Below are 26545 nucleotides of genomic sequence, written 5' to 3' on the forward strand. Positions count from 1 at the left end.
CCTGGAGGGCGCCAAGGTGGAAAGAGGGGTGGGCCATTGTAGGCCCATGCAACGGTGCGGCGTGTGGCGGCCGGCGGCGGCCGCCGTGCCGGTCAATCCTTCACGATCTGCGGCGATCCAAAGCCCAGACCCACGATGCGGCCGGCAAGTTCCGACGCACTGGCGTGGTCGGCGGCCGGAACCCGCAGGCGCCACAGGGTGCGGCCCCCGCTGACGATGTCGCTGATGCTGGCCCCGACAATGCCGGCCGAGGACAACTGCCCCAGCGCGCGGGTGGCGTTGTCGCGGCTGGCGAAGCTGGCCACCTGCAGGAACACGTTGCCTACCTGCTGTTGCAGGGTACTGGCCGGAACAGGCGTGGCGGCCGGTGCCGGGCGCGGCGCCGGGCGGGCGGCAGCCGCAACGGCCACCGGGGCGGCGGGCAGCGCGCTCACCGTGACCGGGGCATCGTCGATCTGTGCGGCCTGGGTGGCGGCCGGGCGGCCCGCGCTGGGCGAGGCCGGCGACGGCGACGGCAGCCGGCCCACCAGTTTGTCCATGTCGCTGGGCGTGCGCGCCGGCGCGGCGCTGGCCACGCTGGCGGCGGCCACGGCACGGCGCTCGCGGCGCGAGGGCTTGTCAGCCAGCAGGTTGTCGTCGCCCGGGCTGAGCGCACGTACTTCCACGTTGCCGGTGCCGCGCTGGGTGATGCCCAGGCGCACGGCGGCGGCGTAGCTCAGGTCGACCACGCGGCCATCATGGAACGGCCCGCGGTCGTTGACCCGCACGATCACCGATTCGCCGTTGTCCAGGTTGGTCACCCGGGCAAAGCTGGGCAGCGGCAGGGTCTTGTGCGCGGCGGTGAAGGCGTACATGTCGTACACCTCGCGGTTGGAGGTCAGCCGGCCGTGGAACTTGGCGCCGTAATACGAGGCGGTGCCCTTCTCGGCGTAGCCGCTGGTCTTGTCCAGCACCTGGTACTGCTTGCCCAGCACGACGTACGGCGACTTGTTGCCCACCGGCGAGCGCGGCAGGTCGACCACGTCCGGCTCGGGAATGCAGGCCACGTTCGGAATATACGTGGGGGTGCTGTCGTTGACGCCCGGCTTGTACAGCCCGCCGGCACGGTAGTCGCCGCGGGTGCTGGGATCTTCGGTGGCCGCCTTGTACGGCGAGCCGTCCGGGCAATGGGCCGGGCGTCCGCCCTTGCCCTTGCCCTGCACCAGGGTGCCGCCGGGCTTGGCGGCACCGGCGCTGGCCGGCTTCTTGGGCGCGCTGCTGCAGGCGGCAAGCGCCAGGATCAGCAGACCGGGAACCAGCCATCTGCAGCGTGCGCGTGCGTTCATGCCGGGGGCAGCTCCTGTCCGGCGATGGCCTGGGACAACTGGAACACGGCCATCGCGTACATCTTGGAGAGGTTGTAACGGGTGATTGCGTAGTAGTTCTGGAAGCCCAGCCAGTACTGCTTGCCGGTGCTGCCTTCCAGCGTGATCGGGGTGGCGGTGAGCCCGGCCGGCACGCTCACGCTCGGCTGGTAACCGCGCTGGGCCAACGCGGACAGGGTCCAGGTGGGCGCCCATTCGGTGGGATTGAATTCCTCGCGTCCCGCGGCCAACGTGGCCGGTACCGCCACCGGGCCGCCGCGCACCCACCCGCCCTTCTTGACGAAGTAGTTGGCGATCGAAGAGAACACGTCGTCGTAGCTGTTGAACAGGTCACGGCGGCCATCGCCGTTGCCGTCCACCGCGAAGTCCTGGTAGCTGGACGGCATGAACTGGCCCATGCCCATCGCACCGGCGTAGCTGCCCTTGATCGCGGTGATGTCCAGCTTCTCGTCGCGGGTCAGCGCGAACAGGCGCGCCAGCTCATCGCGGAAATACAGTTCGCGGCGCACTTCGCGCTCCAGCTTGGCCGGATCGCCGCTACGCGGGTACTTGAAGGCCAGCGTATACAGCGCGTCGAGCACGCGGTAACTGCCGGTATTGCGGCCATAGCTGGTTTCAACGCCGATGATGGCCACGATCACTTCGGCCGGCACGCCCGTGCGCTGCTGCACGCGGGTGAGTTCGTCGCGGTGTTCGGCCAGGAATTTGCGGCCGCCGTCGATCCGGGACTGGCTGATGAACATCGGCCGGTACTCGTTCCACGGTTTGACCCGTTCGGCCGGGCGCGACATCGCGGCGATGATCGGGTCGCGGATCTGCGCCTGGGCCAGCGTCGCTTCGATCTGCGCGGCCGGAATGCCGTAGCGCTGGGCGGTATCACGCACGAAGTTGGCGCGGGCCACCTCGAACGGCACCGGGGTCAGGTCGACCGGCGCGGCGGTGGCCGCAGCGGCCTCCGGCGCGGCTTCGGCCGGGCCCTTCTGCCCGGGCACCGGCTTGTTCGGTGCACCCGATGCCTGCGGTGACGATGACGGAGAGGGCGGTTGGGTCGCGCAGGCGACCAAACCGAGCGTGAGCATGCAGGCCAGAGTGCGTCGAATCATCGCGGCAGGTTAGCAGGTCAAGGATGAATTAAAACCCCTAAGACCATGAATCACAACGAATTGCGGCAGCCAGTGCCGAGTCGTTAAGGCGGTGTGTATTTCGACCGCGATCCCATCCCCATTCAGATAAAACGCCGTGGGCAACAAGATCACCCGTTCCAGGGCGGTGGGTCCGATGGCCAAAGAGGTCGTGCCGGCTGCGCCCCCATCCCCATGGACGCAACCGGCCAAACCGACCAGGTCGGTACCAGCGCGGCGCGCAACTCCCCAGCGCGCGCCTCGCTCCTTGTACCCGTAAGGTCAACTACTCCCCGTCAAGCTCCCCAGATGCAGCGCTTGGCTCACTGCACCCTGCTGACGGGCCGCCATTGTGCAGGCCGTTTACGACAAGTCCATTGATCAGGATCAAGTGACGTCATATGTGTGCGCCACATCCCACTTTTGCGCCACTTTCTTGACGAAACCTGCACCAAACACGACAGCAGATGACGCGAATTCCGCAATTCTGCGGATGGCGTGCGCCGGGCCGGGTGCCGTGCGTGGGCAACGGTCGCCACGTTTCTCTTTGGATCCTCCGTGAGGCGTCGGCCGGCCAAACTCAGAGCAGCCGACCAACGGTCGGCTCTACCTTCGGCGGGGTTTGGCAGCCGCCGGTCAGTGGCCCGGGCGCTGCCGGCCGTGGACCGGCTGTCTGCCCTGCACCGCCATCACCAATCCGAAGCCGGCCAGCAGCGACACCGCCGAGGTGCCGCCGTAACTGATCAGCGGCATCGGCACGCCCACCACCGGCAGCAGCCCGGAAATCATGCCGCCGTTGACCAGCACATACACGAAGAACACCAGACCGGTGGTGCCAGCCAGCAGCCGCGCGTAGCCGCAGCGCGTGCCCGCCGCGATCCACAGGCAGCGTGCGATGACGAACAGGAACAGCCCCAGCACCGCCACCACCCCGATCCAGCCGAACTCCTCGGCCAGCACCGAGAACGCGAAGTCGGTGGTGTACTCCGGCAGGAAATCCAGCGCGGCCTGGGTGCCCTGCCCCCAGCCTTTGCCGTGCATGCCACCGGACCCGATGGCGATGCGCGACTGGATGATGTTCCAACCGGTACCCAGCGGATCATTCTCCGGATACAGGAAGGTCAGCACGCGGTCCTTCTGGTACTGCCGCAGCAGCCCGAACCACGCCAGCGGTGCCGCAACCGACACCCCGCCCAACGCCAGCGCCACCCAGCCCCAGTGCAGGCCCGCCAGCAGCAGCGCAAACATCCCGCTGGCCGTCACCAGCGTGGCCGTGCCCAGGTTCGGTTGCAGCAGGATCAACACCGCCGGCACCCCGATCAACAGCGCGGCCACCAGCACCACTTTCGGCCGCGGCGGCAGCGCCTGCCGGTGCAGATACCAGGCCATCATCATCGGCAGACTGAGCTTGAGCAGTTCCGACGGCTGCAGGTAGAACACCCCCAGGTTCAACCAGCGCTGCCCGTACTTCCCCGTGCCCACCACATACACCGCCAACAACGGCAGCAGCGACACCGCATAGATCCACGGCGACCACGCCCGCAACTGCAGCACCGGCAGCCGCGACAACCCCCACATCGCCGCCAGCCCCGCCGCAAAGCGCATGGCCTGCGCCTGCACCGGCCCTTCCACGCTGTGCAGCACCGCCAGGCTGGCCAGCATCAACAGGCACAACGCGACCAACAGCGGAAGGTCCAGCGAATGCAGGAAAAAATGAAACGCGGCGCGTACGCGCTGCAGGTGTTCGACCATGCGGGCGACTCCTGGAAATGCGCGACGCACAGCAAACGGCGACACGGCAACAAAAAGCGGACCCGAGCGGCCCGGCGCAAGCGGACGACCCTAGCATGCAGTCCCTCGGGCAAGCTGAGTCACGCCCAACCTACGGCTGGCGTGCGTTGGGTGACTATGTCGTTTTTGATGCAGAAGAGCGGCCGGGCAATACAGAAGAGCTGCCGGGCAGAGCCCGGCGCTACGCGCTAGCCGTAGCCGCCGTGCACCGGCTGGTGGCTGCGCGCGGCCATCACCAGCCCGAAGCCGGCCAGCAGCGACACGGCCGACGTGCCGCCGTAGCTGATCAGCGGCATCGGCACGCCCACCACCGGCAACAGCCCGGAAATCATCCCGCCGTTCACCAGCACGTACACAAAGAAGGCCAATCCCGTCGCGCCCGCCAACAACCGCGAATACGAGTCCCGTGACTGCGACGCGATCCACAGGCAACGGCCGATCACCACCAAATACAGCACCAGCACCGTGGCCACGCCGATCCAGCCAAATTCCTCGCTCAACACCGAGAACGCAAAGTCCGTCGTCTGCTCGGGAATGAAGTTCAGGTGCGACTGCGACCCCTGGCCCCAGCCCTTCCCGTCGAAGCCGCCCGAGCCGATCGCGATCTTCGACTGGATGATGTTCCAGCCCGCGCCCAGCGCGTCCATCTCCGGGTCCAGGAACATCATGATCCGGTCCTTCTGGTAGGGACGCAGCAGCCAGATCCACGCCACCGGCGCCGCGGCCGCCACGCCGCCCACCGCCACCCCCACCCACCACCACGGCAGGCCGGCCAGCAGCAGCACGAACGCACCGCTCGCCGCGATCAGCACCCCGGTGCCGAAGTCCGGCTGCAGCATCACCAGCCCGGTTGGCACGCCGATGATCACCGCACTCACCATCACCGTTGAAAAACGCGGCGGCAACGGCATCTTGTGCAGGTACCAGGCCACCATCATCGGCAGACTCACCTTCAACAGCTCGGCCGGCTGCAGGTAGAACAGCTTCAGATCCAGCCACTGCCGCCCGTATTTGCCCGTGCCCAGCACGAACACCGCCAGCAGCGGAATCATCGAGATCGCATAGATCAACGGGGTGGCCGAGCGGATGCGCAGGATCGAGGCGCGCGAGATGGCCCACATCGCCCCCAGCCCGACCACGAAACGCGCGCCCTGGGCGAACACCAGCCCGTCGCCACCGGCGCTCTTGAGCACCGCCAGCCCGATCAGCATCAGCATCCCCAGGGCCAGGCACAGCACCCAGTCCAGCGAACTGCTGAAGCGCACGACCATGTCGGTCGCCCAACGCAGGAACACCTTCATCGTGAGCGCTCCGGCGCAGTGGGCGGGGCCGTGGCGGCGGGCACCGGTGCGCCGGGCACTGGCGATGGCACCGGGGCTACCGGCAGGCCGACCTGGACCGGCAGCGACTCCAGCGCCGCCGCCGCCGCATCGCCGGCCGCACGCGCGTTGTTGTCGCTGCTCTCGAAGCCGGTGATGCCGATCGCCGTCGTGCCGCGCTCGCTGTCCAGCGGTTCCAGCCCGTCGGGCATCTTGCCCAGCAGCCACGCATCGAACAGCTTGCGCGCGATCGGCGCCGCCGCCGAGCCACCGTAGCCGCCGCCCTCGACCGCGATCGCCACGGCGATCACCGGGTTCTCGGCCGGCGCGAAGCCCACGAACAGCGAACGGTGGCGCAGGTGCATCGGTAGGCTCTTGGGGTTCACCGCGGCGGTACCGCGGCGGCTGATCACCTGCGCCGTACCGGTCTTGCCGGCAATGGTGTACGGCGCGCCGGCCGCGGCCCGCGCGCCACTGCCGCCCGGGCGCATCGTGCCCATCATGCCTTCGCGCACCGCCTGCAGGTTGCCCGGGCTGGGGCTCACCGGCTTGGTGTCGCCGGCCGGCACCGCGGTCCAGTCGGCATCGAAGCCGGCGCGCTGCTGCATCACCAGGTGTGGCGTGCGCAGCTGGCCGTTGCCGATGCCGCTTACGCCGTGCACCAGCTGCAGCGGCGTTACTTTCCAGTCGCCCTGGCCGATGCTCACGTTGACCGTGTCGCCGGGGTACCAGCGTTCCTTGCGCGTTTTGTACTTGTGCTGGGGCGACGGCAGGATGCCGCCGATCTCGCCGGTGAGATCGATGCCGGTGGGCGCGCCGAACCCGTAGTAGCCCATGTACTGGTCGAAGCGCTCGATGCCCATGTCCAGCGCCAGCTTGTAGTAATACGTGTTCACCGACTGGGTGATCGACTTGCGCAGGTCGGTCCAGCCGTGGCCGCCGCGGTTGGCATCGCCCCAGCCGCGCGACGTGCCCGGCAGGTAGAACATGCCGGTGGAGAGGATCTTGTCTTCCGGCTTGCGCGTGCCGCTGTCCAGGCCGGCCAGGCCGATCAACGGCTTGATTGTCGAGCCGGGGGCCACGCCACCCAGCACCAGCCGGTTGAACTGCGGCCGCGACGGGTTGCTGTTGAGCGCCTGGAAATCGGCATGCGAGATGCCGTTGACGAACAGGTTCGGGTCATACGACGGCAGGCTGACCATCGCCAGCACTTCGCCGGTGCGCGGGTCCATCGCCACCGCCGCGCCCTCGAACTCGCCGAACGCGGCCACCATCGCCCGCTGCAGGTCGGCGTCGATGGACAGCCGCAGGTCGCTGCCGGATTGGGCGGCGACCCGGCCGATGGTGCGGATGGCGCGGCCCTGCACGTTGGTCTCGACCTGCTCGTAGCCCACTTTCCCGCGCAGCTGCGACTCGTAGTAGCGCTCCAGCCCGGACTTGCCGATGTGGGTCAGCGCGGCATTGCCCTCGCCCAGGACCTCCAGGTCCTTGTCGTCCACCCGGCCCACGTAGCCGATGATGTGGGCGAACAGGTCGCCATAGGGGTAGCGACGGGTCAGGTAGGGCTCCAGTTCCACGCCGGGGTAGCGCCAGCGGTCCACCGCGAAGCGGGCCATCTCCTCGTCGGTGACCCGCAGCTTGAGCGTGACCGGCAGGAACTTGCGGCGCGCCTTGCGCGACTTGTTGAAGGTTTCGATGTCCTCGGGACTCAGCGCGAGGATCTTCGCCAGCCCGGCCAGGGTGGCGTCCATGTCCTTGACCTTGTCCGGGGTGATGTCCAGCCGGAACGCAGGCACGTTCTCGGCGAGCAGGCGCCCGTTGCGGTCGTAGATCATGCCGCGTCCGGGCACCACCGGACGTGGCTTGATCCGGTTGGCTTCCGAGCGCGTGGCGTAGATGTCGTGGTCCAGCACCTGCAGCTTGAAGTACCAGCCGCCCAAGCCCAGCAGGCAGACCAGCACGCCCAGGAAGCCCAGCGCGGCGCGGCGCCGGAACTGTTCGCCCTCGGCGTGGGGATTCTTGGCCTGGCGGCGCACGTACATGTCAGCGCCCGCGACGCCCGAAGCGGACCGCGTCGAGCAGGATGAACAGCAGCGGCCACAGGCCCATGCCCAGCAGCGGGGCCCACCAGTACGACCACGGCAGGGTCGGTTCGCCCACCACGATGTGCACCACCGAACTGACGATGCGGTCGTTGAACAGCAAGCCGCCAATGGCCAGCATCTGCTGGGACATCGGGAAGAAGCGGATGCGCGCGCGGAAGCGCTGCAGGATGAAGGTGAGCATGACCAGGCGCAGCGCCTGTTCGCCCAGCACCCCGCCGTACAGCAGGTCGGCGACCACGCCGCTGGCAAACGCGATGCCCAGCCCGACCCGGTCCGGAGCCTCGATCACCCAGTAGGCCAGCACCAGCGCCAGCCAGTACGGCCGCAGCGGCTGCAGCAGCGCCGGCAGCGGCAGCAGGCCCAGCAGCAGCGCCAGCACCACGCTGACCGGCAGCACCCACGGTTTGTCGCGCAGGCGGCTCATTCGCGGTTCTCCACGGGTTCGGATTGCCGGGCAGAGCCCGGCACTACCGGCTGGGGTTGCCGGGCAGAGCCCGGCACTACGGGTTGCCGGGCAGAGCCCGGCGCTACGGGTTGGGTCGGCGAGGGTTGCCGGCCAGCGGCCGGCACTACCGGGGTGGCGGTGGGCTGCGGGGGCTGGGCCGTCGTACCAGCTGCCTCCTGTAACGGTCCCCCCGACGGCCCGCCGGCTTCGCCGGACAGGCGCAGGTTGGGCGGAATCCGAATCGCCGCACCGGGGCGCAGCAGGAGGACGTCGCGGCCGCGGTCGAGCTGGGCGGCCGGTTTCAGCTCGCCCACCAGGAAGGCGTGGGTGTCATCGGGGCGCAGCGCGGTGATCTTCCCCACCGGGAACCCGGCCGGGAACCGCCCGCCCAGGCCGGAGGTGACGATCTCATCGCCCACTTCCACGCCCGCGCTGAGCGGAATGTCGCGCAGTTCCAGGGTGTCGCCCCGGCCGTACACGATCAGGCGCACGCCGTTGCGGGCCACGGTCACCGGCACCGCGTGGTCCGGGTCGGTGAGCAGCAGCACGGTGGCATTGCTGCCGGTGGTGGCGATCACCTGGCCCATCAGGCCACCGGCGTCGATCACGGCCTGGCCCAGGTGCACGCCATCGCGGCTGCCGGCGGCCAGCACCAGGCGCTGCCGGACCGGGTCCAGGTCGATGTCCAGGATCGGGGCCAGCTGCACGTCCAAGCCGCTGCGCTCGGCCACGTTGAGCAGCTCGCGCAGCTGCGCGTTGTCCAGCGCGGCGGTCTGCAGGCGGGTCAGGCGGGCGTTGGCGATCAGCAGCTTGTTGCGCAGCGCGCGGTTCTCCTCCACCAGCTGGCCATGGCTGGCGGCATTGTCCTTGACCTGGGTGCCGAGCTTGCCGGGCAACCCGGCCAGCGCCCACACCGGCTGCACCAGCACGTTGGTCTGCGCGCGCAGGCGCGCCAGCCAGCCGGCCTGGTCATCGAGCACGATCAGGGTGATGGCCAGGGCCAGGTAAGCGAGCAGCCGCAGTGGACTGGCGGCATCGCCCTGGCGGGAGGCTACGGGGGGACCGGCGTAGGGCGGCACGACTGGCTTCGACTGGAGGAAAACGAGAGAAGGATGCGACAACGCCCCGGCGTTGCGATACCCGGCGTGGCTGGCACGCAGCGGGCATCACGCCGCAGGGGCGCGTGCAGGGAGCACAGCCGGTTCGGCTTACTCCGGCGCAAAGAACTCGTTGCCGTGCATGTCCACCAGCTCCAGCGCACGCCCACCGCCGCGGGCCACGCAGGTCAGCGGGTCATCGGCCACCTGCACGTGCAGGCCGGTTTCTTCGGAGATCAGGCGGTCCAGGTCGCGCAGCAGCGCGCCACCGCCGGTGAGCACGATGCCGCGCTCGGCGACGTCGGCACACAGTTCCGGCGGGGTCTGTTCCAGCGCCAGCTTGACCGCGCTGACGATGCCCGACAGCGGCTCGTGCAGGGCTTCGAGCACTTCGTTGGAGTTGATCTTGATCATCTTCGGCACGCCCTCGGCGAGGTTGCGGCCGGAGATTTCCATCTCGATCACTTCTGCCTGCGGGTAGGCGCAGCCCAGCTCCACCTTGATCCGCTCGGCGGTGGCTTCACCGATCAGCATGCCGTGGTTGCGGCGCACGTAGTTGGTGATCGACTCGTCGAAGCGGTCGCCGCCGATGCGCACCGAGGCCGAATAGACGATGCCGTTCAGCGAGATCACGGCCACTTCGGTGGTGCCGCCGCCGATGTCGATGACCATCGAGCCACGGGCTTCGGTCACCGGCATGCCGGCGCCGATCGCCGCGGCCATCGGCTCTTCGATCAGGAACACGTCACGCGCACCGGCCTCCTCGGCCGATTCCTTGATGGCGCGGCGTTCGACCTGGGTCGAGCCGGCCGGCACGCAGACCAGCACGCGCGGGCTCGGGCGCAGGAAGCGCGACTTGTGCACCTTCTTGATGAAGTGCTTGAGCATCGCCTCGGTGTAGGTGAAATCGGCGATGACGCCGTCCTTCATCGGGCGGATGGTGGTGATATGGCCCGGGGTGCGGCCCAGCATCTGCTTGGCTTCGGCGCCTACGGCAGCCACGGAACGGGTACCACCGATGGCACGGTCCTGGCGCACGGCGACCACGGACGGCTCGTTCAGCACGATTCCCTGCCCACGCACATAGATGAGGGTGTTGGCCGTGCCCAGGTCGATGGACAGGTCATTGGAGAACATGCCGCGCAGTTTCTTGAACATCTGGGAGTTGATCCTGAGGGGTGTCGCGCCCAACGCGGGATGGCGAAAAAATGGGCAGAATTCGAGGTCGACAAGCCTAGCAATCCCCCTGTGCGCGAGCAAGGACAAATCTGGTGCAAAGCCAGCCTTCACGGCCATTCAGCCGAATTTGGCCAGGCTCGGACAGCGCCGGTTCTGGCCCAAAGCCGCCTCACCCGTTAACCTTTGCGCCGCAGGGCGCCTCGAGGCGCCGTTTCGTTGCCCGCCTGGCGGGCCTCAAACTCCCTTCCGCATAGGCCTTAATCGATGTCCGCTTTGATCTGTGGTTCTCTTGCCTTCGACACCATCATGGTGTTCCCGGACCAGTTCAAGAATCACATCCTGCCGGACAAGGTGCACATCCTGAACGTGTCGTTCCTGGTGCCGCGCATGCGACGTGAATTCGGCGGTTGCGCAGGCAACATCGCCTACAACCTGCACCTGCTGGGCGGCGACCCGATCCCGATGGGCACCGTGGGCTCGGACTTCGGCCCGTACCGCGAGTACTTCCAGGGCCTGGGCATCGACCTGGCGCGGGTCAAGGTGATCGATGAGCTGTTCACGCCACAGGCGTTCATCACCACCGACCACGACAACAACCAGATCACCGCCTTCCACCCGGGCGCGATGATGCGGTCCTACGAGAACCACGTGAAGGACGTGCCGGGCGTGACCCTGGGCCTGGTCGGCCCGGACGGGCGCGAGGGCATGATCCAGAACTCGCAGGAGTTCTTCGAGGGCGGCGTGCCGTTCATCTTCGACCCGGGCCAGGCCATGCCGCTGTTCAACGGCCCGGAACTGCGCACCTTCATCGAGCAGGCCGACTACGTGGTGGTCAACGACTACGAGTCCAACCTGCTGCAGGAGCGCACCGGCTGGGACGAAAAGGCGATCGTGAGCCGGGTCAAGGCCTACATCACCACCCGCGGCCCGAAGGGCGCGGTGATCCACACCCCGGAAAAGACCTATGACATCCCGCCGGCGCACGAGCGTCGGGTGGTCGACCCGACCGGCTGCGGCGACGCGTTCCGCGCCGGCCTGATCTACGGCATCGAAAAGGGCTTCGACTGGCTCACCATCGGCCGCATGGGCAACCTGATGGGCGCGCTGAAGGTGGAACACCCGGGCACGCAGAACCAGCGGTTCACCTTCGACGAGTTCAACGAGCAGTTCAAGCAGCAGTTCGGTTACGCGCTGAACGTTTGATCGCGCTGCGATCAGACACCGCCGAAGACCAGCGTCACCACCAACGGTGGTGACCTACCGGCACGTTGGCGTCACCACCAACGGTGGTGACCTACCGCTGTATCAGGTCGTGGCCCATCCAGGGCCCCCCGTAAAAGCGCACCCGCCTGACTCCCGCTGTCTGCCACCGCAAGCCGAGCCGCTTGGCGGCCGGCAGGTCCTTGGCAAACTAAAGGAGGAGGTCGGCGCCGCAGGCGTCGGCCGGGGGACATTTGCGAAAGGGCCTGCCGGCTGCCAAGCGGCCCCGGACGCGCGCATCGCGCCCAAACCAGGACGCGCAGCTGCGCCCGCTCCGGCGCAGCAATCCCCAAGCTCCCCGCTCCGCTGCCCGCCTCAGGACTCAAGGCTTGGGCTTGGGCTTGGGCTTGGGCTTGGGCTTGGGCTTGGGCTTGGACGTGGACGTAAGCGTCGGCTTGGCCTTCTCCGGCAACCGGTACAGCTCTTTTTCGTAGGCCAGCGTGCCCCACATGGCATAGGCGTGGGCGCGCCGTGCCAAGGCCGGATTCAGCGGCTGCGGCTGCAGCTGATCGCTGGCCGGGTCGTAGCGGTAGCCCTGCGCGGGTTTGTCCGGCTGCAGGATGGCCACGTCGTTGCCCTCCATCCACGCCAGGTTGCGGTCGTACTGCATCAGCGCGCGCCCGGGCTGCAGCCGCCGCGCGTCGGTCAGGTCCTGCCCCACCAGCGGCGTGGGATCGCCAATGCCCAGCAGCGACAACAACGTCGGCGGCAGATCGATCTGGCTGACGATGCGGGCATCCCGGCGTGGCGCGATGCCCCCGCCCAGGATCAACCCGGGAATATGGAAGTTGCCGATGGGCACCATGTCCTTGCCGAACACCCGCGAATCATGGTCTGCCACGACCAGGAACACGGTGTTTTCCCAGTACGGTGACGCCATCGCCTTGCGGAAGAATTCGCCCAGCGCGTAATCGGCGTACTTGGCGGCATTGTCGCGGGTCTGCTTGGGCTGCTCGTACAGGTCGATGCGGCCGTCAGGGAATTCGAACGGATCGTGGTTGCTGGAGGTGAACACCAGCCCGAAGAACGGCTTGCCCTGCGCATTCAACTCGCGGAACTGCTGGTCGGCCCGCCCGAACAGGTCCTCGTCCGACGCCCCCCACGAACCCACGAACGCCGGCTTACGGTAGTCCTTGCGGTCCACGATGCGGGTGAAGCCGTTGGCGAGGAAGAACTCGCGCATGTTGTCGAAATGGCTTTCACCGCCGTAGTAGAAGCCGGTGTCATAGCCATGCCGGCCCAGCACGTCGGCCAGGGTGAAGAAGCGCTCGCGGGAGGCGGGCAGCTTGACCACCGATTCGGCCGGGGTGGGCGGGAACCCGGTCAGCACCGCTTCGATCCCGCGCACCGAGCGCGTACCGGTTGCATACAGCCGCTCGAACGCCCAGCCCTGCGTGCTCAAGCGGTCGTAGTTGGGCGACAGCGGGCGTCCGCCCAGGCTGCCGATGAACTGCGCGCCCAGGCTTTCTTCCAGCACGATCACCAGGTTGCGTGGCGTGCCCGTGTGCATCGGCGGCCGCACGGCCAGGCTCGGCAGCTCATCGGACACGTACGCCGATGCTGGCAGACCACTGTTCGCGCGCAGCTCGCCGACCACCTCGGCCAGCGGCATGTCGCCATACACGCGCGAGGTTTCGCTGCGGGTTGCCAGCTGCCGCGCGGCAAAGCCGACGGTGTACAACGAGTTCAGCGGCAGCGCGTTGATGGTGGGGTCGGTGGAAAACGCCACCAGCGCCGGGTTCAGGGGGCGATGCCCCAGGCTCGAGCGCACGCCCATGGCCGCCAGCAGCAGCACCAGCAGCGCCAGCGGCAGCCGCCACAGCCAGCCGGCCTCGACCGGGGCCGTCGGCGTGGGCACTACCCAGCGGCGCGAGCCGCGCAGCAAGGCCCAGAACAGCACGATCACCGCCGTCACCTCGATCACCACCGCCAGCAGGTGCCCCCGCAGCAGGGTCATCCCGACTTCTTCGGGATAGATCAGGTATTCCAGGAACAGCCGGTTCGGGCGCAGCCCGTATTCGGCCATGAAGCTTGGCGTGGCCAGCTCCATGAACACCAGCAGCACGCTCGCCGCGATCAGCCAGCCGCGCAGCAGGTGGCGCCAGGCGCGGCCCAGCCGCCCGTCCACCGGCAACAGCAGCGCCAGCACCGCGGGAATGCCATAGAGCAGGCAGAGCGTGGCCACATCCACCCGTATCCCCTGCAGGAATACCGTGGTCCAGCCGTCGGCCGCGCTGACCCGCGCGGCATGCCACAGCGTCAGCCCCAGCCGCGACAACGACAGGGCGACCAGGCCGAACAGGAAGAAGGCGGCGATCGGAGACAGACGCCGGTACAGCGACACCCATACAGCTCGGAGCATGAAAGGAATCCAGAAATGGAACTACGAACAGCCAGCGCCCGTCCCTGGCAGCGGGCCACACCCGACCACGTGTTACCCGACGCACCCGCCAGCGCAGCGCACACGCCGCCGCCACTGTTCAACGCCCACCGCTGCCTGGACCGGGCCGCACCGGTCAGCGGCGGCGGTTCCCCAACCGCGCACCGCCCCACGCCCGACGCCCGACCCGACGGTCACACGTCTGACACACGGCCGGTTGCGAACAATACAGGGAATAACGCCGGCGTCGACGGGAAACGTGAGCGCCCGGTTACCGGCGCTGCCGGGCGGTTTCCACCGACCGGCGCCCGGCGCTAGCCTTGGCAGTGCGCCAGCACCGCGCGGCAATCGGCCAGGTGCCAGCAGGCCATGCCCGGCCACGGGTTGTCCGGGGCATTGACCAGCAGCGTCCGGGTGCCCGCCGCGCGGCCGCATTCCAGGTCGAAGCGGTAGTCGCCCACCATCACCACCTGCGCCGGGTCCACCTGCCAGCGCCGCAGGAAGTACTGCAGCCCGGCCGGGGAAGGCTTCGGTTCGGCCTCGTCGCGGCCGATGATGTCCTGTTCGGCAAACACGTCGCCCAGCCCGATCGCCTGCAAGGTGATCTGGGCAAGGCTGCGCACGTTGCGGGTCAGGATGCCCAGCCGGCAGCCGGCCCCCTGCAGCGCGCGCACCAGCGCCACCGCGCCGGGCGCGGGCTCGGCCTCGGCGGCCAGCGCACGCTCATGGGCCAGCAGCCAGGCGTGCTTGGCCGTGGCCTCCGCCGCGGGCAACCCGGCCAGGTGGGTGAGGATGTCGTCCTGCACCGGGATCGCCAGTTCGCGCTTGATCCGCTCGAAGTCGTGCACCGCCACGGTCAGGGTGCCGTCCATGTCGAACACCCAATGGCGGATCGCCGACAGCGGCAACGCCGCTGCCGGGTCGCCCGCCGCCGTCATTCCCACCACTTCGGCATGCGGCTGGCGTCCACCCCGCCGGTTTCGAACACCGCAGTGCGGGTGCCGCCGGCCTTGACCGGGAATTCGATGCTGATCACCTTGGCCTTGCGCGCCAGTTTCCACAGCGCCTTCTGGTCGGTGATGAACATCGCGATCGCCTCGTCGGTCTTGGGCCGCCAGGCGGCCATCGCAACCGGCTTGCCGCCGTCCACGCTGACCTGCACCTTGCACTGCGGGCAGCGGAAGTCGCCGGCCTGCAGCACCAGGTAGGCATGCCGCTTCCATTCGGGGTGGTCGCGGAACACCAGCTGCACCGGCTTGGCGCCGCTGCCATCCACGTCCACGCGCTCCTTGCTGAAGATCTGCGCCGAGACCTGGGTGCCCTTGCCGGCCACCGGAATCTGGTTGTACTGCCACAGCCCCTGCATGCGGCGCAGGTCGCGCGCCGCATCGCCCTTGGCCTTGACCTCGGCAAAGCCGGGTTCGATGCGCGCGGCCACGTCGGTGTCCTTGTACTGGTCCAGCAGCGCACCGCCATGGATGCGCGCGCGCTCCCAGTCCTGCGACGCCACGGCCATCTCGTACTCCTTGGCCACGCCTTCGGCCTTGGTTTCCTGCTGCGCCTTCGCAGCGGCGGCGGCGGCTTCCTGCGCCTTGCGCTCTTCCTCGGGGTTGCTGCAGGCCACCAGCGCGAAGGCACAGGCGGCGGCCAGGATCAGTCGTTTCATTGCGTGCTCCGTGATTGGAAAGGCGCCCAGTGGCGTCACCGGCCTACTGTAACGGGGGAGCAGGCGCGGCCGCATCTCCATCGAACGCGTTCATTGGGTCCGCGTGCGGTGGTGGCACGACCTGTGACGGAGCAAACGCCCTCTGCATTGGCGGTCATGCCGATAGCGAACGTGGGCGCTGCAACGGCGGTCGATTGGGATGCGACCCTCCTCGGTAGCGCGGCGTCGATCTGTCGGAACGCCGGTGCGCAGGCGCGACGCATAAAAAAACGGCGGGTTTCCCCGCCGTTTTTCAGGCATTGCATCGCACGGTGCTGGCTGGGCTGAGTTGCCGGCCAGCGGCCGGCACTACCTGCTTGCCTTGTCCAGCATGTCCTGCACCGACGCGGTGGTGATCGGGTGGTAGCCCGGCTTGGCCTTCTCGAAGGCCGCCTTGGCGAACGCCAGGCCTTCGGGCGTCTTCACCAGTTCGGCGTAGATCGGCAGGATCAGCTTGCGACGGCCCACGCGCTCGATGAAGGCCGCGGCCGGCTCATTGGCCTCGGTGTACCCGCTGCGGATGGCCAGCGGGTACCAGCGCATCGCGATTTCGCCATTGGCGGTGCCGGTGAAGTGGTACGCCTTGTCCAGCGCCGCCAGCTTGTCCAGCGGCAGGGTCTTGCCCAGGCCGTCGATGAAGTGCACCCATTCCTGGGTGCCCCACTCGCCGGTGATCTGCACGTTCGGCAGGGTGTTGCTGCCCTGCCAGGCGATGCGGGCGGTGTCGACGATGGAGAAGTTGCGCGAGCGTGCCTTGGTCGCGAACGACGGAATGCCCGGCTCATCCAGCCATGCCTTCAGCTCGGCGTCGGTGACGGCGCCGGGCTTCTTGGACAGCAGGTTCTTCTTCAGGTACACCACGAACTGGTCGGTGTTCGCGCTCTGGAAGGCATGGTCATCGAACCAGCCGCGCAGGAACGGGTCGAAGGTGTCGCGACCAAAACGCTGTTCCAGGAACTGCAGGAACCAGGCGCCCTTGACGTAGGCCACCTGGCTCAGCGCGTCGTCCGGATCACGCTCGGTCAGCGGCGGCAGCGCCAGTGCCTGGTCGGCCGGGCTCATGTCCTTCACTTCGGCCAGCAGGTCGTTCTGGTCGATCTCGCGCTCCATCTCGGCCATTTCCTGGCCATACAGCGCTTCGGTGATGCGGCCCTGCACGTAGGTGGTGAAGCCTTCGTTGAGCCAGATGTCCTTCCAGCTGGCGTTGGTCACCAGGTTGCCCGACCAGCTGTGTGCCAGTTCATGGGCCACCAGCGACACCAGCGACTTGTCGCCCACGATCACGGTGGGGGTGGCGAAGGTCAGGCGCGGGTTTTCCATGCCACCGAACGGGAACGACGGCGGCAGCACCAGCATGTCGTAGCGGCCCCAGCGGTACTGGCCGTACAGCTTCTCGGCGGCACCGATCATCTTCTCGGTGTCTTCGAATTCCTTGGCGGCCTTGCCGACCATGGTCGGTTCGGCCCACACGCCGGAGCGGCCGGAGATCGGCTCGAACACCAGGTCGCCGGCGGCGATGGCCAGCAGGTAGGACGGGATCGGCTGCGGCATCTTGAAGGTGTAATCACCGTCACGCGCGGCCTTGGGATCGTTGTCGGCGCTCATCAGCACCATCACGTCCGGGCGCGAGGTGACATGCGCGCTGTAGGTGAAGCGCACGCTCGGCGTGTCCTGCAGCGGCACCCACGAACGGGCGTGGATGGCCTGGGACTGGCTGAACATGAAGGGCAGCTTCTTGCCCTCGGTCATCGACGGCTCCAGCCACTGCAGGCCCGACGCGGTCGGGGCGGTGTGGTAGGTGATCTGCACCTTGGTCGGCTGCGCAGGTGCCTCGATGCTCAGCTTGCTGCCGAACACCTTGTCGGCCGGGGCCAACACGAACTGCAACGGCGACGCCTTGCCGTCTGCGTCGATCGCCTCGACCTTCGACACGGTCAGCTCGCGGGTGTCCAGCACCAGCTGCTTGGCCGCCTTGTCCTTCCATTCCAGGGAGTAGGTGGCGGTGCCACCGATCTGCTTGGCGTCAAAGTCCAGCTTCAGGTCCAGCGCCAGGTCCTTGACCACCACCTTGTCCGGCTCGGCGTAGGAGCTTTCATCATGGCTGCGGCTGTCGGCTTTCATGGCAGTGCTCGCCGGTGCGGTGTCGGTGGGCGCGGCAGCCGGGGCGGCCGCTTCTTTGGAACAGCCGGCGGCCAGCGCCACGGCAAGGGGAATGAGCAGGAACGGAGATCGCATGGACATCGGGACCGATCAGGGTGAAACCACCAGTTTACCCCCTGTCCGGCCCACCCCGCAGCGCCAGCGCCCCCGGCTGCGCATTCAGTCTGGTTCGCACAGCAGCCGCGCACCGCCAGCGTATTTGGCGCGGTACATCGCCGCGTCCGCGCGGCGGTACACCTCGCGCAGGTCTTCGCCCGGTCGATAGGCGGCGCCGCCGGCACTGGCCTTGAGCGGCGTCTGCTCACCGCTGTCGGCGGCAAGCACGGCCAACCAGTGGCGCAACCGCACGCAGGCCACCGCGTGGCTGGCGTGCACGCCCAGCACGAATTCGTCCCCGCCCCAGCGCCCGATCCAGTCGCCGGGCTGCAACCACTGCCGCGCCGATTCCACCAGCCGCACCAGCACCTGGTCGCCGGCCAGGTGGCCGTGCGCGTCATTGATCGGCTTGAGGTTGTCCAGGTCCACCACGAACAGGCTCAACGGCTGCCGCCGCGACTGCGCCTGCTGCGCCGAGTCGGCCAGGGCCTGCTCGCAGCCACGCCGGTTGAGCGCCTGGGTGAGCGGATCGAGCAGCACGCTGCGGCGCAGGTCACGCAGGCCGGCGTCCACACCGTGCAGGTGGCGGTTGATGCTGCGCAACAGCCGGCCGATCTCGTCATGGCCCAGGTCGGGCAGGTGCGGTAGGCGCTGTTCGTCGTAGTAGGCCTCCAGCGCATCGGCGGCCTGGCGCAGCGGCGCCATCAGCCGGTACAGCGCCATCATCGCCATCGCGGTACCCACCAGGGTGGCGCCCAGCACCACCCCGACCACGGTCCACAGCGTGTCGCGCTGATAGTGGCCGCTGACTGCCATCCACAGCAGCAGACCCAGCAGCGGCACGTGCACGCCGATGAACACCACGGTCATCAGCTTGGCGCTGAACGACCGGGGAAACACGCGGGCCAGGCCGCGGTACAGATGCATGGCAGGCCCTCTCTGACAGCCTGCCCGCAGTGTGGACCAGCTCCCTCAGCGGGAACTGGACCGGTGTCTCAAACCTTGTAGCCGGAGTGGATCGAGACGATGCCGCCGGTGAGGTTCTTGTAATGGCAGCGCGCAAAGCCCGCCTCGCCCATCATGGTCTTGAGCTGTTCCTGCGGCGGGTGCTTGCGGATGCTCTCGGCCAGGTACTGGTAGCTGTCGCCGTCACGCGCGAACAGCTGGCCCAGCTTGGGCAGGATCTTGAACGAGTGGAAGTCGTAGATCGGCTTGAACCAGTCCGCGGTGACTTCGGAGAACTCCAGCACGCGCGCTTGGCCGCCGACCTTGAGCACGCGGTACATCTCGCGCAGGCCGGCGTCCTTGTCGGTCACGTTGCGCAGGCCGAAGGCGATGGTGACCAGGTCGAAGCTGGCGTCCGGGAAGGGCAGCGCCTCGGCGTTGCACTGCACGTACTCCAAACCCTTGACCAGGCCGCGGTTCATCAGCCGGTCGCGGCCCACCGACAGCATGCCGGCGTTGATGTCGCCCAGCACCACCTCGCCTTCGTCACCCACCCGCTCCTTGATCAGCGCGGCGATGTCGCCGGTGCCGCCGGCCAGGTCGAGCACGCGGTCGCCCGGCTTCACCTGCGCGGTGGCGACGTAGTAGCGCTTCCAGGCCCGGTGGATGCCCAGGCTCATCAGGTCGTTCATCAGGTCGTAGCTGCGCGCGACCGAGGTGAACACTTCGCCCACCAGCTTCTGCTTGTCCTTGGCTGCGACATCGCGGAAGCCGAAATGGGTGGTGCCAGTCTTGTAGGGGGATTCGCTCATGGCTGGATTATCGCACCGCTCGGCGCGCTGCGGCACCCGCCCCCTGCGACCGGGCGCCGCAGGGGGGCCGGTGCCGGCCGGTGCCGAAGCCGCTGGCGGCCACTATCATGGCGGTCCAGATGCTTACGGACCGCCCATGATCACCACCCCCGACTACGCCGCCCTGCTTGAAACCGCCATCGCCGAGGCCCGCCAGGGCCTGGCCGAAGGCGGCATCCCGATCGGCGCTGCCCTGTACCACAACGACGGCCGCCTGCTGGGCTGCGGCCACAACCGCCGCGTGCAGGAAGGCGACCCGTCGGTGCACGGGGAAACCGATGCGTTCCGCAAGGCCGGCCGCCAGCGCCGCTACCAGGACACCATCATGGTCACCACGCTGGCCCCGTGCTGGTACTGCAGCGGGCTGGTGCGCCAGTTCAACATCGGCACCGTGGTGGTGGGCGAGTCGGTCACCTTCCAGGGCGGCATCGAGTGGCTGCGCGAGAACGGGGTCAAGGTCATCGACATGCAGAGCCAGGCCTGCATCGATCTGCTGGGCGGCTTCATCTCGGCCCATCCGGAGGTCTGGAACGAAGACATCGGCGAGTGATCGCCGGGTGTCGCGCCGTGGGTTGACCCCTTCCACTGCGCATACAGCGTGCTGCGGCATCCGGTCGCAGCACGCTCGGTTCTGAACGCTTCAGTTCCGGTGCCCCGGGTGAACACGCTGTGCCAGCAGCGTATGCGCGTCCTCATGCACCGCAGTGTCCACACCTGCGGCACCGCGCGACGACGCTGCACTAACAAACCGTGCACAGCGACCGCCTATGGTGGATGCACAGGGGGCAGCAGCGTCGAGGAGACGTCATGAATGCCCGAATACGCCGCACCGCCGCCATGGATCCCGCGCTGGCCACCGCCTGGGAACAACTGCAGGTGCATTACGCCGCCTACCAGAACTCCGCGCCGTTCTGGACTGCCTACCAGGCCATCCAGGACGCGCTGACCCATGCCCATCCACACCGGTGCATCGACGTCTGCAACCAGCTGGCCACGTTGGCCGAGCAGCTGGGGGTGGTCAGTCATGCGCAATTGCTGGGCGACCGCTGCGCTGAACATGTCAGCCCGGACCGCCACGCGGAGTCGACGCCACAATGACATCGCATGCACTGCGCTTTACGCACTCTTGTAAAACTCCCTCCTTGCATATCGATGCCACCATGTCTTCCGCCCAGCTTTCCATCCCTGCCGTGATCGACGTAGACGCGGAAGTTGCGTACTGGCGCCAGCGCCACGCCGACGGCAACCTTGGCACGGGCTCCGGGTCGTTCGGCCACTACGTGCCGTGGATCAAGTTCGCCTGCGATTCGCTGATCACCCAGCCGCGCGCGAGCGACGAGCAGCGCGATGAAGCGTTCCAGACCCAGTACGCGCTGCAGATCATGCCGCGCCTGAGCGAAGAGCAGGCCCGCGCGTTCGTCGAATCCTGCTGGGAACATGTGTACCTGGCCAGCCGCCACGACGTGGCCATGCGCCCACGCCTGGGTGCCGCCCGCGCCTGAGCACACGCTGCACGGCGCGTACACGGCGCGCCGCCAATGATGGGGTCCCGTTGCTACCCTGCCGTGCCGTATGAGCCTTCGAAGTGTGTTCAACCTGGTCGCCAGGAAGGCGGCCTATGCAGCAGGAACGCCCTGGACGTTCCTCGCCGCCGTGTCCATCGTGGTGCTGTGGGCACTCAGCGGGCCCATCTTCAAATTCAACGATACGTGGCAGCTGGTGATCAACACCGGCACCACGATCATCACCTTCCTGATGGTGTTCCTGATCCAGCACAGCCAGAACGCGGATGCGGCTGCGGTGCAGATCAAGCTCGATGAGCTGATCCGGGCCACCGCCGAGGCGAACAACGAACTGCTCGACCTGGAAGAGCTCGACGAAGAGCGCCTGGAAGAAATCCGCCGCGAGTACGAACGCATGGCCCGCGAAGCCGGCGATGCGCTGGAACGTGCCCGCCGCTGCCATGGCGACGGGCGCAAGGACGACCAGCGGCATGACCGGGTCGATGAACCGCGGTCATGAGCGCGTTGATGACCAAGGCCCTGATCGGTAGAGCCGACTGTTAGTCGGCTGCTATCCGCTCATGGGCAAGGCCAGCCGACCAACGGTCGGCTCTACCGCGCTACGCGCGCCGCACCGCGTTGCGCGCCCGCTCAACCGCGCTCGTGCCAGCCGCCACCCAGCACCTTGTACAGCGCGACCTGGTTGGACTGCTGCGCCAGCTGCGTGCTGACCAGCGACTTGCGCGCGGTATAGGCCGTGCGCCGCGCATCCAGCAGGGTCACGAAGCTGTCCAGCCCCGCGTCGTAGCGCGCCTGCGACAGCGTCTGCGCCTGCGTGGCCGCCGCCATCAGGGCCTGCTGCGAGGCCAGCTGCGCATCCAGGCTGTCGTTGAGGGCCAGTGCGTCCGCTGCCTCGCGGAAGCCGGACTGGATGGCCTTCTCGTACTGCGCCAGCGCGATATCGCGGTTGGCGGTGGCCACGCCCAGGTTGGCGCGCAGCTTGCCGCCCTGGAAGATCGGCAGGTTCAGCGTGGGCACGAAACTCCACGCACGGGTGCCGCTGTCGAACAGGTTGGACAGCTCCGACGACGCCGACCCGATGCTGCCGGTCAGGCTGATCGACGGGAAGAACGCCGCGCGTGCCGCCCCGATGTTGGCATTGGCCGACAGCAGCGTGTGCTCGGCGGCCATCACGTCAGGACGGCGCAGCAGCACCTCGCCGGGCACGCCGGCTGGCAGCGGCCGCACCGCCGCGACCTCGGTGACTTCGGTGGCCGGCAACAGGGTGTCATCGACCGGACCACCGGCCAGCAGCACCAGCGCGTTGCGGTCCTGCGCCACCTGCCCGGCAAAACGGGCCACGTCGGTGCGCGCGGTTTCCACCAGGGTGCGGGTCTGGCTGAGTTCCAGCGACGATGCGCCGCCAAGCTGATGACGCGCCTCGGCCAGCCGCAGCGAGTCTTCATAGCTGGCCAGGGTAGCCTGGGCGATGCGCAGCTGTTCGTTGTCCGCGCCCAGCGTCAGCCAGGCATTGGCCACTTCGGCCACCAGGCTGAGCTGCGCGCTGCGGCGGTTGGCCGCTTCGCTGAAGTACTGCTGCAACGCCGCCTGGCTCAGGTTGCGCACGCGGCCGAACAGGTCCAGCTCGAACTCGACCACGCCCAGGTTCGCGCTGAACTGCTCGGTCACCGGGGCATCGCCGCCGGTGCGGGTCATCTGCCCCTGCACGCCAAGGGCAGGCACGCGGTCGGCACGCTGGATGCGGTACTGCGCCCGCGCCTTTTCGACGTTGAGCACGGCCACGCGCAGGTCGCGGTTGTTGTCCAGCGACTGGGCAATCACCGCCTGCAGGCGCGGGTCGACGAAGAAATCGCGCCAGCCGATGTCGGCCACCTCGACGGTGGCCGCGGACGTGCCGCTGGTGGTGGCCGGCCACTGCGCCGGGATCGCCGGGGCGACCTCGGTGCTGGACGGCACCAGCGTGGCGCAGCCGGACAGCGACGCAGCCACGGCGAGGGCCAGCAGGGAGGATGCCTTACTCATGGGTGTCACCTTCCGGCGTAGTGCGGTTGTGTTGCGTGCCGGCCTGTGGGGATGCCCCGGCCGCGCGCAGCTTGCGGTTGAACAGGCGCTGCACCACCACGAAGAACAGCGGGATGAAGAACACGCCCAGCACGGTGCCCACCACCATGCCGCCAAGCACGCCGGTACCGATCGCGCGCTGCGCGCCGGAGCCGGCACCGGAGGCGATCGCCAGCGGCAGCACGCCCAGGCCGAAGGCCAGCGAGGTCATGATGATCGGGCGCAGACGGTCGCGCACGGCATGCATGGTGGCCTCGATCAGGCCGGCGCCCTTCTCCAGGTTTTCCTTGGCGAACTCCACGATCAGGATCGCGTTCTTGCTGGTCAGGCCCACCGTGGTGAGCATGGCCACCTGGAAGTAGATGTCGCGTTCCATGCCGCGCATGGTGTTGGCCAGCACCGCGCCGAGGATGCCCAGCGGGGCTACCAGCAGCACCGAGGTCGGCACGCTCCAGCTTTCGTACAACGCGGCCAGGCACAGGAACACGATCAGCAGCGACAGCGTGTACAGCAGCGGCGTCTGCGAACCGGCCTGGCGTTCCTGGTAGGACAACGCGGTCCATTCGATCTCGAAGCCCGGTGGCAGGTCCTTGGCGAGGCGCTCGATTTCCACCATGGCATCGCCCGAGGCCACGCCCGGGGCCGGCTCGCCCTGGATTTCCATGGCCGACACACCGTTGTAGCGCTCCAGGCGCGGCGAACCGTAGTCCCAGCGCTTGGAGGCGAAGGCACTGAACGGCACCATCTCGCCCTGGCTGTTCTTCACCGACCACACGTTGAAGTCGTCCGGGTTCATGCGGAAATCCGCATCGGACTGCACGTACACGCGCTTGACCCGGCCACGGTCGATGAAGTCATCGATGTAGCTGCTGCCCCACGCGGTGGCCAGCGTGTTGTTGATCGACGCCACCGAGAGGCCGAGTGCATTGGCCTTCTCCACGTCCACGTCGATGCGCAGCTGCGGGGTGTCTTCCTGGCCGTTGGGACGCACGTTGGCCAGCAGCTTGCTGCCGCCTGCGCCGCCGAGCAGCTGGTTGCGTGCGTTGAGCAACGCCTCGTGGCCCTGCCCGCTGGTGTCCTTCAGGAAGAAGGTGTAGCCCGAACCGATGCCCAGCTCCGGCATGGCCGGCGGCGGGAAGGCGAAGATGAAGGCGTCCTTGATCTGGCCCAGTGCGCCCATCGCGCGGCCGGTGATCGGCCCCACGCCCTGGTCGGCGTCGCGCTCCTTCCAGTCCTTGAGCTTGATGAAGGACATGCCCGCGTTCTGGCCCATGCCGGCGAAGCTGAAGCCCTGCACCGAGAACACCGACTCGACCGCCTCGGTTTCATTCTTCAGGAAGTGCTCTTCCAGCTGGTACATCGCTTCCAGGGTACGTTCCTGGGTAGCGCCGACCGGGGTCTGCACCAGCGCCATCAGGATGCCCTGGTCTTCGTTGGGCAGGAACGAGCTGGGCAGGCGCATGAACAACAGGCCCATCACCAATGCCAGCACCGCGAAGATCGACATGAAGCGCCACGGCCTGGCCAGGATGCCCTTGACGCCGCGCTGGTAGGTTTCGCTGGAGCGGTCGAAGCCCCGGTTGAAGCCGCCGAAGAAGCGGCCCGACCAGCCCTTGTGCGCTACGTGGTGCTCGCCCTTCTTCAGCGGCTTGAGCATGGTGGCGCACAGCGCCGGGGTGAGCACGATGGCCACCAGCACCGACAGCGCCATGGCCGACACGATGGTCGCCGAGAACTGCCGGTAGATGACGCCGGTGGCACCGCTCATGAAGGCCATCGGCACGAACACCGCCGACAGCACGAGGCCGATACCCACCAGCGCGCCGGTGATCTGGCCCATCGACTTGCGGGTGGCCTCCACCGGTGACAGGCCCTCTTCGGACATGATGCGTTCGACGTTCTCCACCACCACGATGGCGTCATCGACCAGCAGGCCGATCGCCAGCACCATGGCGAACATGGTCAGCATGTTGATCGAGAAGCCCAGCGCGGCCAGGATGCCGAACGTGCCCAGCAGCACCACTGGTACCGCGATGGTGGGGATCAGGGTGGCGCGGAAGTTCTGCAGGAACAGGTACATCACCACGAACACCAGCACGATCGCTTCGATCAGGGTCTTGATGACGCCCTTGATCGAGACCTGCACGAACGGGGTGGTGTCATACGGCACCACCGATTCCAGCCCGGCCGGGAAGTTGGACTTCATGTCCTCCAGCGCGGCGCGCACGCCGTTGGCGGTGTCCAGCGCGTTGGCGCCGGTGGCCAGGGTGATGGCGATACCGGTGGACGGCTTGCCGTTGTAGCGGGTGACGAAGTCGTAGCTTTCCGCCCCCAGTTCCACGCGGGCAACGTCGCCCAGGCGCAGCTCGCTGCCATCGGTGCCGCCACGGACCAGGATGTTGCGGAACTGTTCGGGGGTCTGCAGGCGGTCCTGCGCGTTGATGGTGGCGTTGAGCTGCTGGCCCTTCACCGACGGCGCGCCGCCGAGCTGGCCGATGGCGACCTGCGCGTTCTGCGCGGTGATCGCCGCGGTCACTTCATCCACCGACAGCTTGTAGGTGTGCAGCTTGTTGGGGTCCAGCCAGATGCGCATGGCGTACTTGCCACCGAACACCTGGATGTTGCCCACGCCCGGCACGCGGCTGAGCGGGTCCACGACATTGGAGCCGACGTAGTCGGAGATGTCGTTGGCATCCATGCTGCCGTCGTTGGACACAAAGCCGATGACCTGCAGGAAGCCGCTGCTCGACTTGGCCACGTTGATGCCCTGCCGCTGCACTTCCTGCGGCAGCAGCGGCATGGCCAGCTGCAGCTTGTTCTGCACCTGCACCTGCGCGATGTCCGGGTTGGTCCCGCTCTCGAAGGTGAGGGTGATGGTGGCCTGGCCGTTGGCCGAGCTGTTGGAGGAGAAGTAGATCAGGCCATCGATGCCCTTCATGTTCTGCTCGATGATCTGGGTCACCGAGTCTTCCACCACCTTGGCCGAGGCACCCGGGTAGGTGGCGCTGATTTCGACCGCGGGCGGGGCCACTTCGGGGTACATCGACACGGGCAGCTTCACCACGGCCAGCGCACCGGCGAGCATGATGATGATCGCAATCACCCACGCGAAGATGGGGCGATCAATAAAATAACGAGCCATT

21 protein-coding genes are annotated in these 26545 nt (G+C 67.8%); 5 read left to right on the forward strand and 16 right to left on the reverse strand.

What is annotated here, in order from left to right; genetic code table 11:
* Window positions 1-92: 92 nt before the first annotated feature.
* The 8 genes from ABIA71_RS11610 to ABIA71_RS11645 form a co-directional block, all read right to left on the reverse strand.
* Window positions 93-1325, reverse strand: a complete 1233-nt coding sequence (locus ABIA71_RS11610) for a septal ring lytic transglycosylase RlpA family protein (protein WP_354285325.1) — start codon at window positions 1323-1325, stop codon at window positions 93-95.
* Window positions 1322-2467: a lytic murein transglycosylase B gene (gene mltB, locus ABIA71_RS11615; RefSeq protein ID WP_354285326.1), complete on the reverse strand. Its 1146-nt coding sequence runs from the start codon at window positions 2465-2467 to the stop codon at window positions 1322-1324. The genes ABIA71_RS11610 and mltB overlap by 4 nt, the downstream gene beginning before the upstream one ends.
* A 654-nt stretch (window positions 2468-3121) precedes the next feature.
* Window positions 3122-4237 (reverse strand): rod shape-determining protein RodA, encoded by a 1116-nt coding sequence (gene rodA, locus ABIA71_RS11620; protein WP_354285327.1) that lies wholly within the window; start codon window positions 4235-4237, stop codon window positions 3122-3124.
* 227 nt (window positions 4238-4464) lie between these two features.
* On the reverse strand, window positions 4465-5577 hold the full coding sequence (gene rodA / locus ABIA71_RS11625; RefSeq protein WP_354285328.1) for a rod shape-determining protein RodA: 1113 nt from the start codon (window positions 5575-5577) through the stop codon (window positions 4465-4467).
* On the reverse strand, window positions 5574-7637 hold the full coding sequence (gene mrdA / locus ABIA71_RS11630) for a penicillin-binding protein 2 (protein WP_354285329.1): 2064 nt from the start codon (window positions 7635-7637) through the stop codon (window positions 5574-5576). The genes rodA (ABIA71_RS11625) and mrdA overlap by 4 nt, the downstream gene beginning before the upstream one ends.
* 1 nt (window position 7638) lies before the next feature.
* Window positions 7639-8124 carry a rod shape-determining protein MreD gene (gene mreD / locus ABIA71_RS11635; RefSeq protein ID WP_038686193.1) on the reverse strand — a complete coding sequence of 162 codons (486 nt, stop codon included), beginning with the start codon at window positions 8122-8124 and terminating at the stop codon, window positions 7639-7641.
* Entirely contained in the window at window positions 8121-9224 is a 1104-nt protein-coding gene (mreC, locus tag ABIA71_RS11640) for a rod shape-determining protein MreC (protein ID WP_354285330.1), read from the reverse strand. The genes mreD and mreC overlap by 4 nt, the downstream gene beginning before the upstream one ends.
* A 129-nt stretch (window positions 9225-9353) precedes the next feature.
* Window positions 9354-10400, reverse strand: a complete 1047-nt coding sequence (locus tag ABIA71_RS11645) for a rod shape-determining protein (protein WP_038686189.1) — start codon at window positions 10398-10400, stop codon at window positions 9354-9356.
* 285 nt (window positions 10401-10685) lie between these two features.
* Between ABIA71_RS11645 and ABIA71_RS11650 the strand changes: the two genes are divergently transcribed.
* Window positions 10686-11624 (forward strand): carbohydrate kinase family protein, encoded by a 939-nt coding sequence (locus ABIA71_RS11650; protein WP_128097333.1) that lies wholly within the window; start codon window positions 10686-10688, stop codon window positions 11622-11624.
* A gap of 379 nt (window positions 11625-12003) precedes the next feature.
* Here ABIA71_RS11650 and ABIA71_RS11655 read toward each other — a convergent pair whose 3' ends face one another.
* The 6 genes from ABIA71_RS11655 to ubiE form a co-directional block, all read right to left on the reverse strand.
* Window positions 12004-14043 carry an LTA synthase family protein gene (locus ABIA71_RS11655; RefSeq protein WP_354285331.1) on the reverse strand — a complete coding sequence of 680 codons (2040 nt, stop codon included), beginning with the start codon at window positions 14041-14043 and terminating at the stop codon, window positions 12004-12006.
* A 332-nt stretch (window positions 14044-14375) separates the two neighbouring features.
* Window positions 14376-14999 carry an HAD family hydrolase gene (locus ABIA71_RS11660; protein ID WP_354285332.1) on the reverse strand — a complete coding sequence of 208 codons (624 nt, stop codon included), beginning with the start codon at window positions 14997-14999 and terminating at the stop codon, window positions 14376-14378.
* On the reverse strand, window positions 14996-15727 hold the full coding sequence (locus ABIA71_RS11665; RefSeq protein ID WP_354285333.1) for a hypothetical protein: 732 nt from the start codon (window positions 15725-15727) through the stop codon (window positions 14996-14998). The genes ABIA71_RS11660 and ABIA71_RS11665 overlap by 4 nt, the downstream gene beginning before the upstream one ends.
* Before the next feature lie 348 nt (window positions 15728-16075).
* Window positions 16076-18001: a M1 family metallopeptidase gene (locus tag ABIA71_RS11670; protein WP_354285389.1), complete on the reverse strand. Its 1926-nt coding sequence runs from the start codon at window positions 17999-18001 to the stop codon at window positions 16076-16078.
* Window positions 18002-18085: 84 nt separating this feature from the next.
* Entirely contained in the window at window positions 18086-18949 is an 864-nt protein-coding gene (locus ABIA71_RS11675) for a GGDEF domain-containing protein (RefSeq protein ID WP_354285334.1), read from the reverse strand.
* Between the two features lie 68 nt (window positions 18950-19017).
* Window positions 19018-19779 carry a bifunctional demethylmenaquinone methyltransferase/2-methoxy-6-polyprenyl-1,4-benzoquinol methylase UbiE gene (ubiE, locus tag ABIA71_RS11680; RefSeq protein ID WP_038686180.1) on the reverse strand — a complete coding sequence of 254 codons (762 nt, stop codon included), beginning with the start codon at window positions 19777-19779 and terminating at the stop codon, window positions 19018-19020.
* Window positions 19780-19915: 136 nt separating this feature from the next.
* On the opposite strand from ubiE, the gene ABIA71_RS11685 reads away from it, so the two are divergent.
* The 4 genes from ABIA71_RS11685 to ABIA71_RS11700 all read left to right on the forward strand — a co-directional run bounded on the left by ABIA71_RS11685 (window position 19916) and on the right by ABIA71_RS11700 (window position 21840).
* Window positions 19916-20368 carry a nucleoside deaminase gene (locus ABIA71_RS11685; protein ID WP_019186053.1) on the forward strand — a complete coding sequence of 151 codons (453 nt, stop codon included), beginning with the start codon at window positions 19916-19918 and terminating at the stop codon, window positions 20366-20368.
* Between the two features lie 257 nt (window positions 20369-20625).
* The gene (locus ABIA71_RS11690) at window positions 20626-20916 is read left to right on the forward strand and encodes a hypothetical protein (RefSeq protein ID WP_354285335.1); all 291 of its coding nucleotides are present in this window, start codon (window positions 20626-20628) and stop codon (window positions 20914-20916) included.
* 62 nt (window positions 20917-20978) lie between these two features.
* Window positions 20979-21320 (forward strand): hypothetical protein, encoded by a 342-nt coding sequence (locus ABIA71_RS11695; protein ID WP_354285336.1) that lies wholly within the window; start codon window positions 20979-20981, stop codon window positions 21318-21320.
* A 70-nt stretch (window positions 21321-21390) separates the two neighbouring features.
* A complete protein-coding gene (locus ABIA71_RS11700) occupies window positions 21391-21840 on the forward strand; it encodes a low affinity iron permease family protein (protein WP_354285337.1) in 450 nt (149 codons plus the stop codon).
* 131 nt (window positions 21841-21971) lie between these two features.
* Here ABIA71_RS11700 and ABIA71_RS11705 read toward each other — a convergent pair whose 3' ends face one another.
* Window positions 21972-23363, reverse strand: coding sequence for an efflux transporter outer membrane subunit (locus ABIA71_RS11705; protein ID WP_354285338.1), 1392 nt, complete (start codon window positions 23361-23363; stop codon window positions 21972-21974).
* The gene (smeE, locus tag ABIA71_RS11710) at window positions 23356-26544 is read right to left on the reverse strand and encodes a multidrug efflux RND transporter permease subunit SmeE (protein WP_354285339.1); all 3189 of its coding nucleotides are present in this window, start codon (window positions 26542-26544) and stop codon (window positions 23356-23358) included. Before smeE ends, ABIA71_RS11705 begins: the two co-directional genes overlap by 8 nt.
* Between the last annotated feature and the right edge of the window lies 1 nt (window position 26545).

The sequence above is a fragment of the Stenotrophomonas sp. 2619 genome (assembly GCF_040548725.1).
Taxonomy (GTDB): Bacteria; Pseudomonadota; Gammaproteobacteria; order Xanthomonadales; family Xanthomonadaceae; genus Stenotrophomonas; species Stenotrophomonas maltophilia_AP.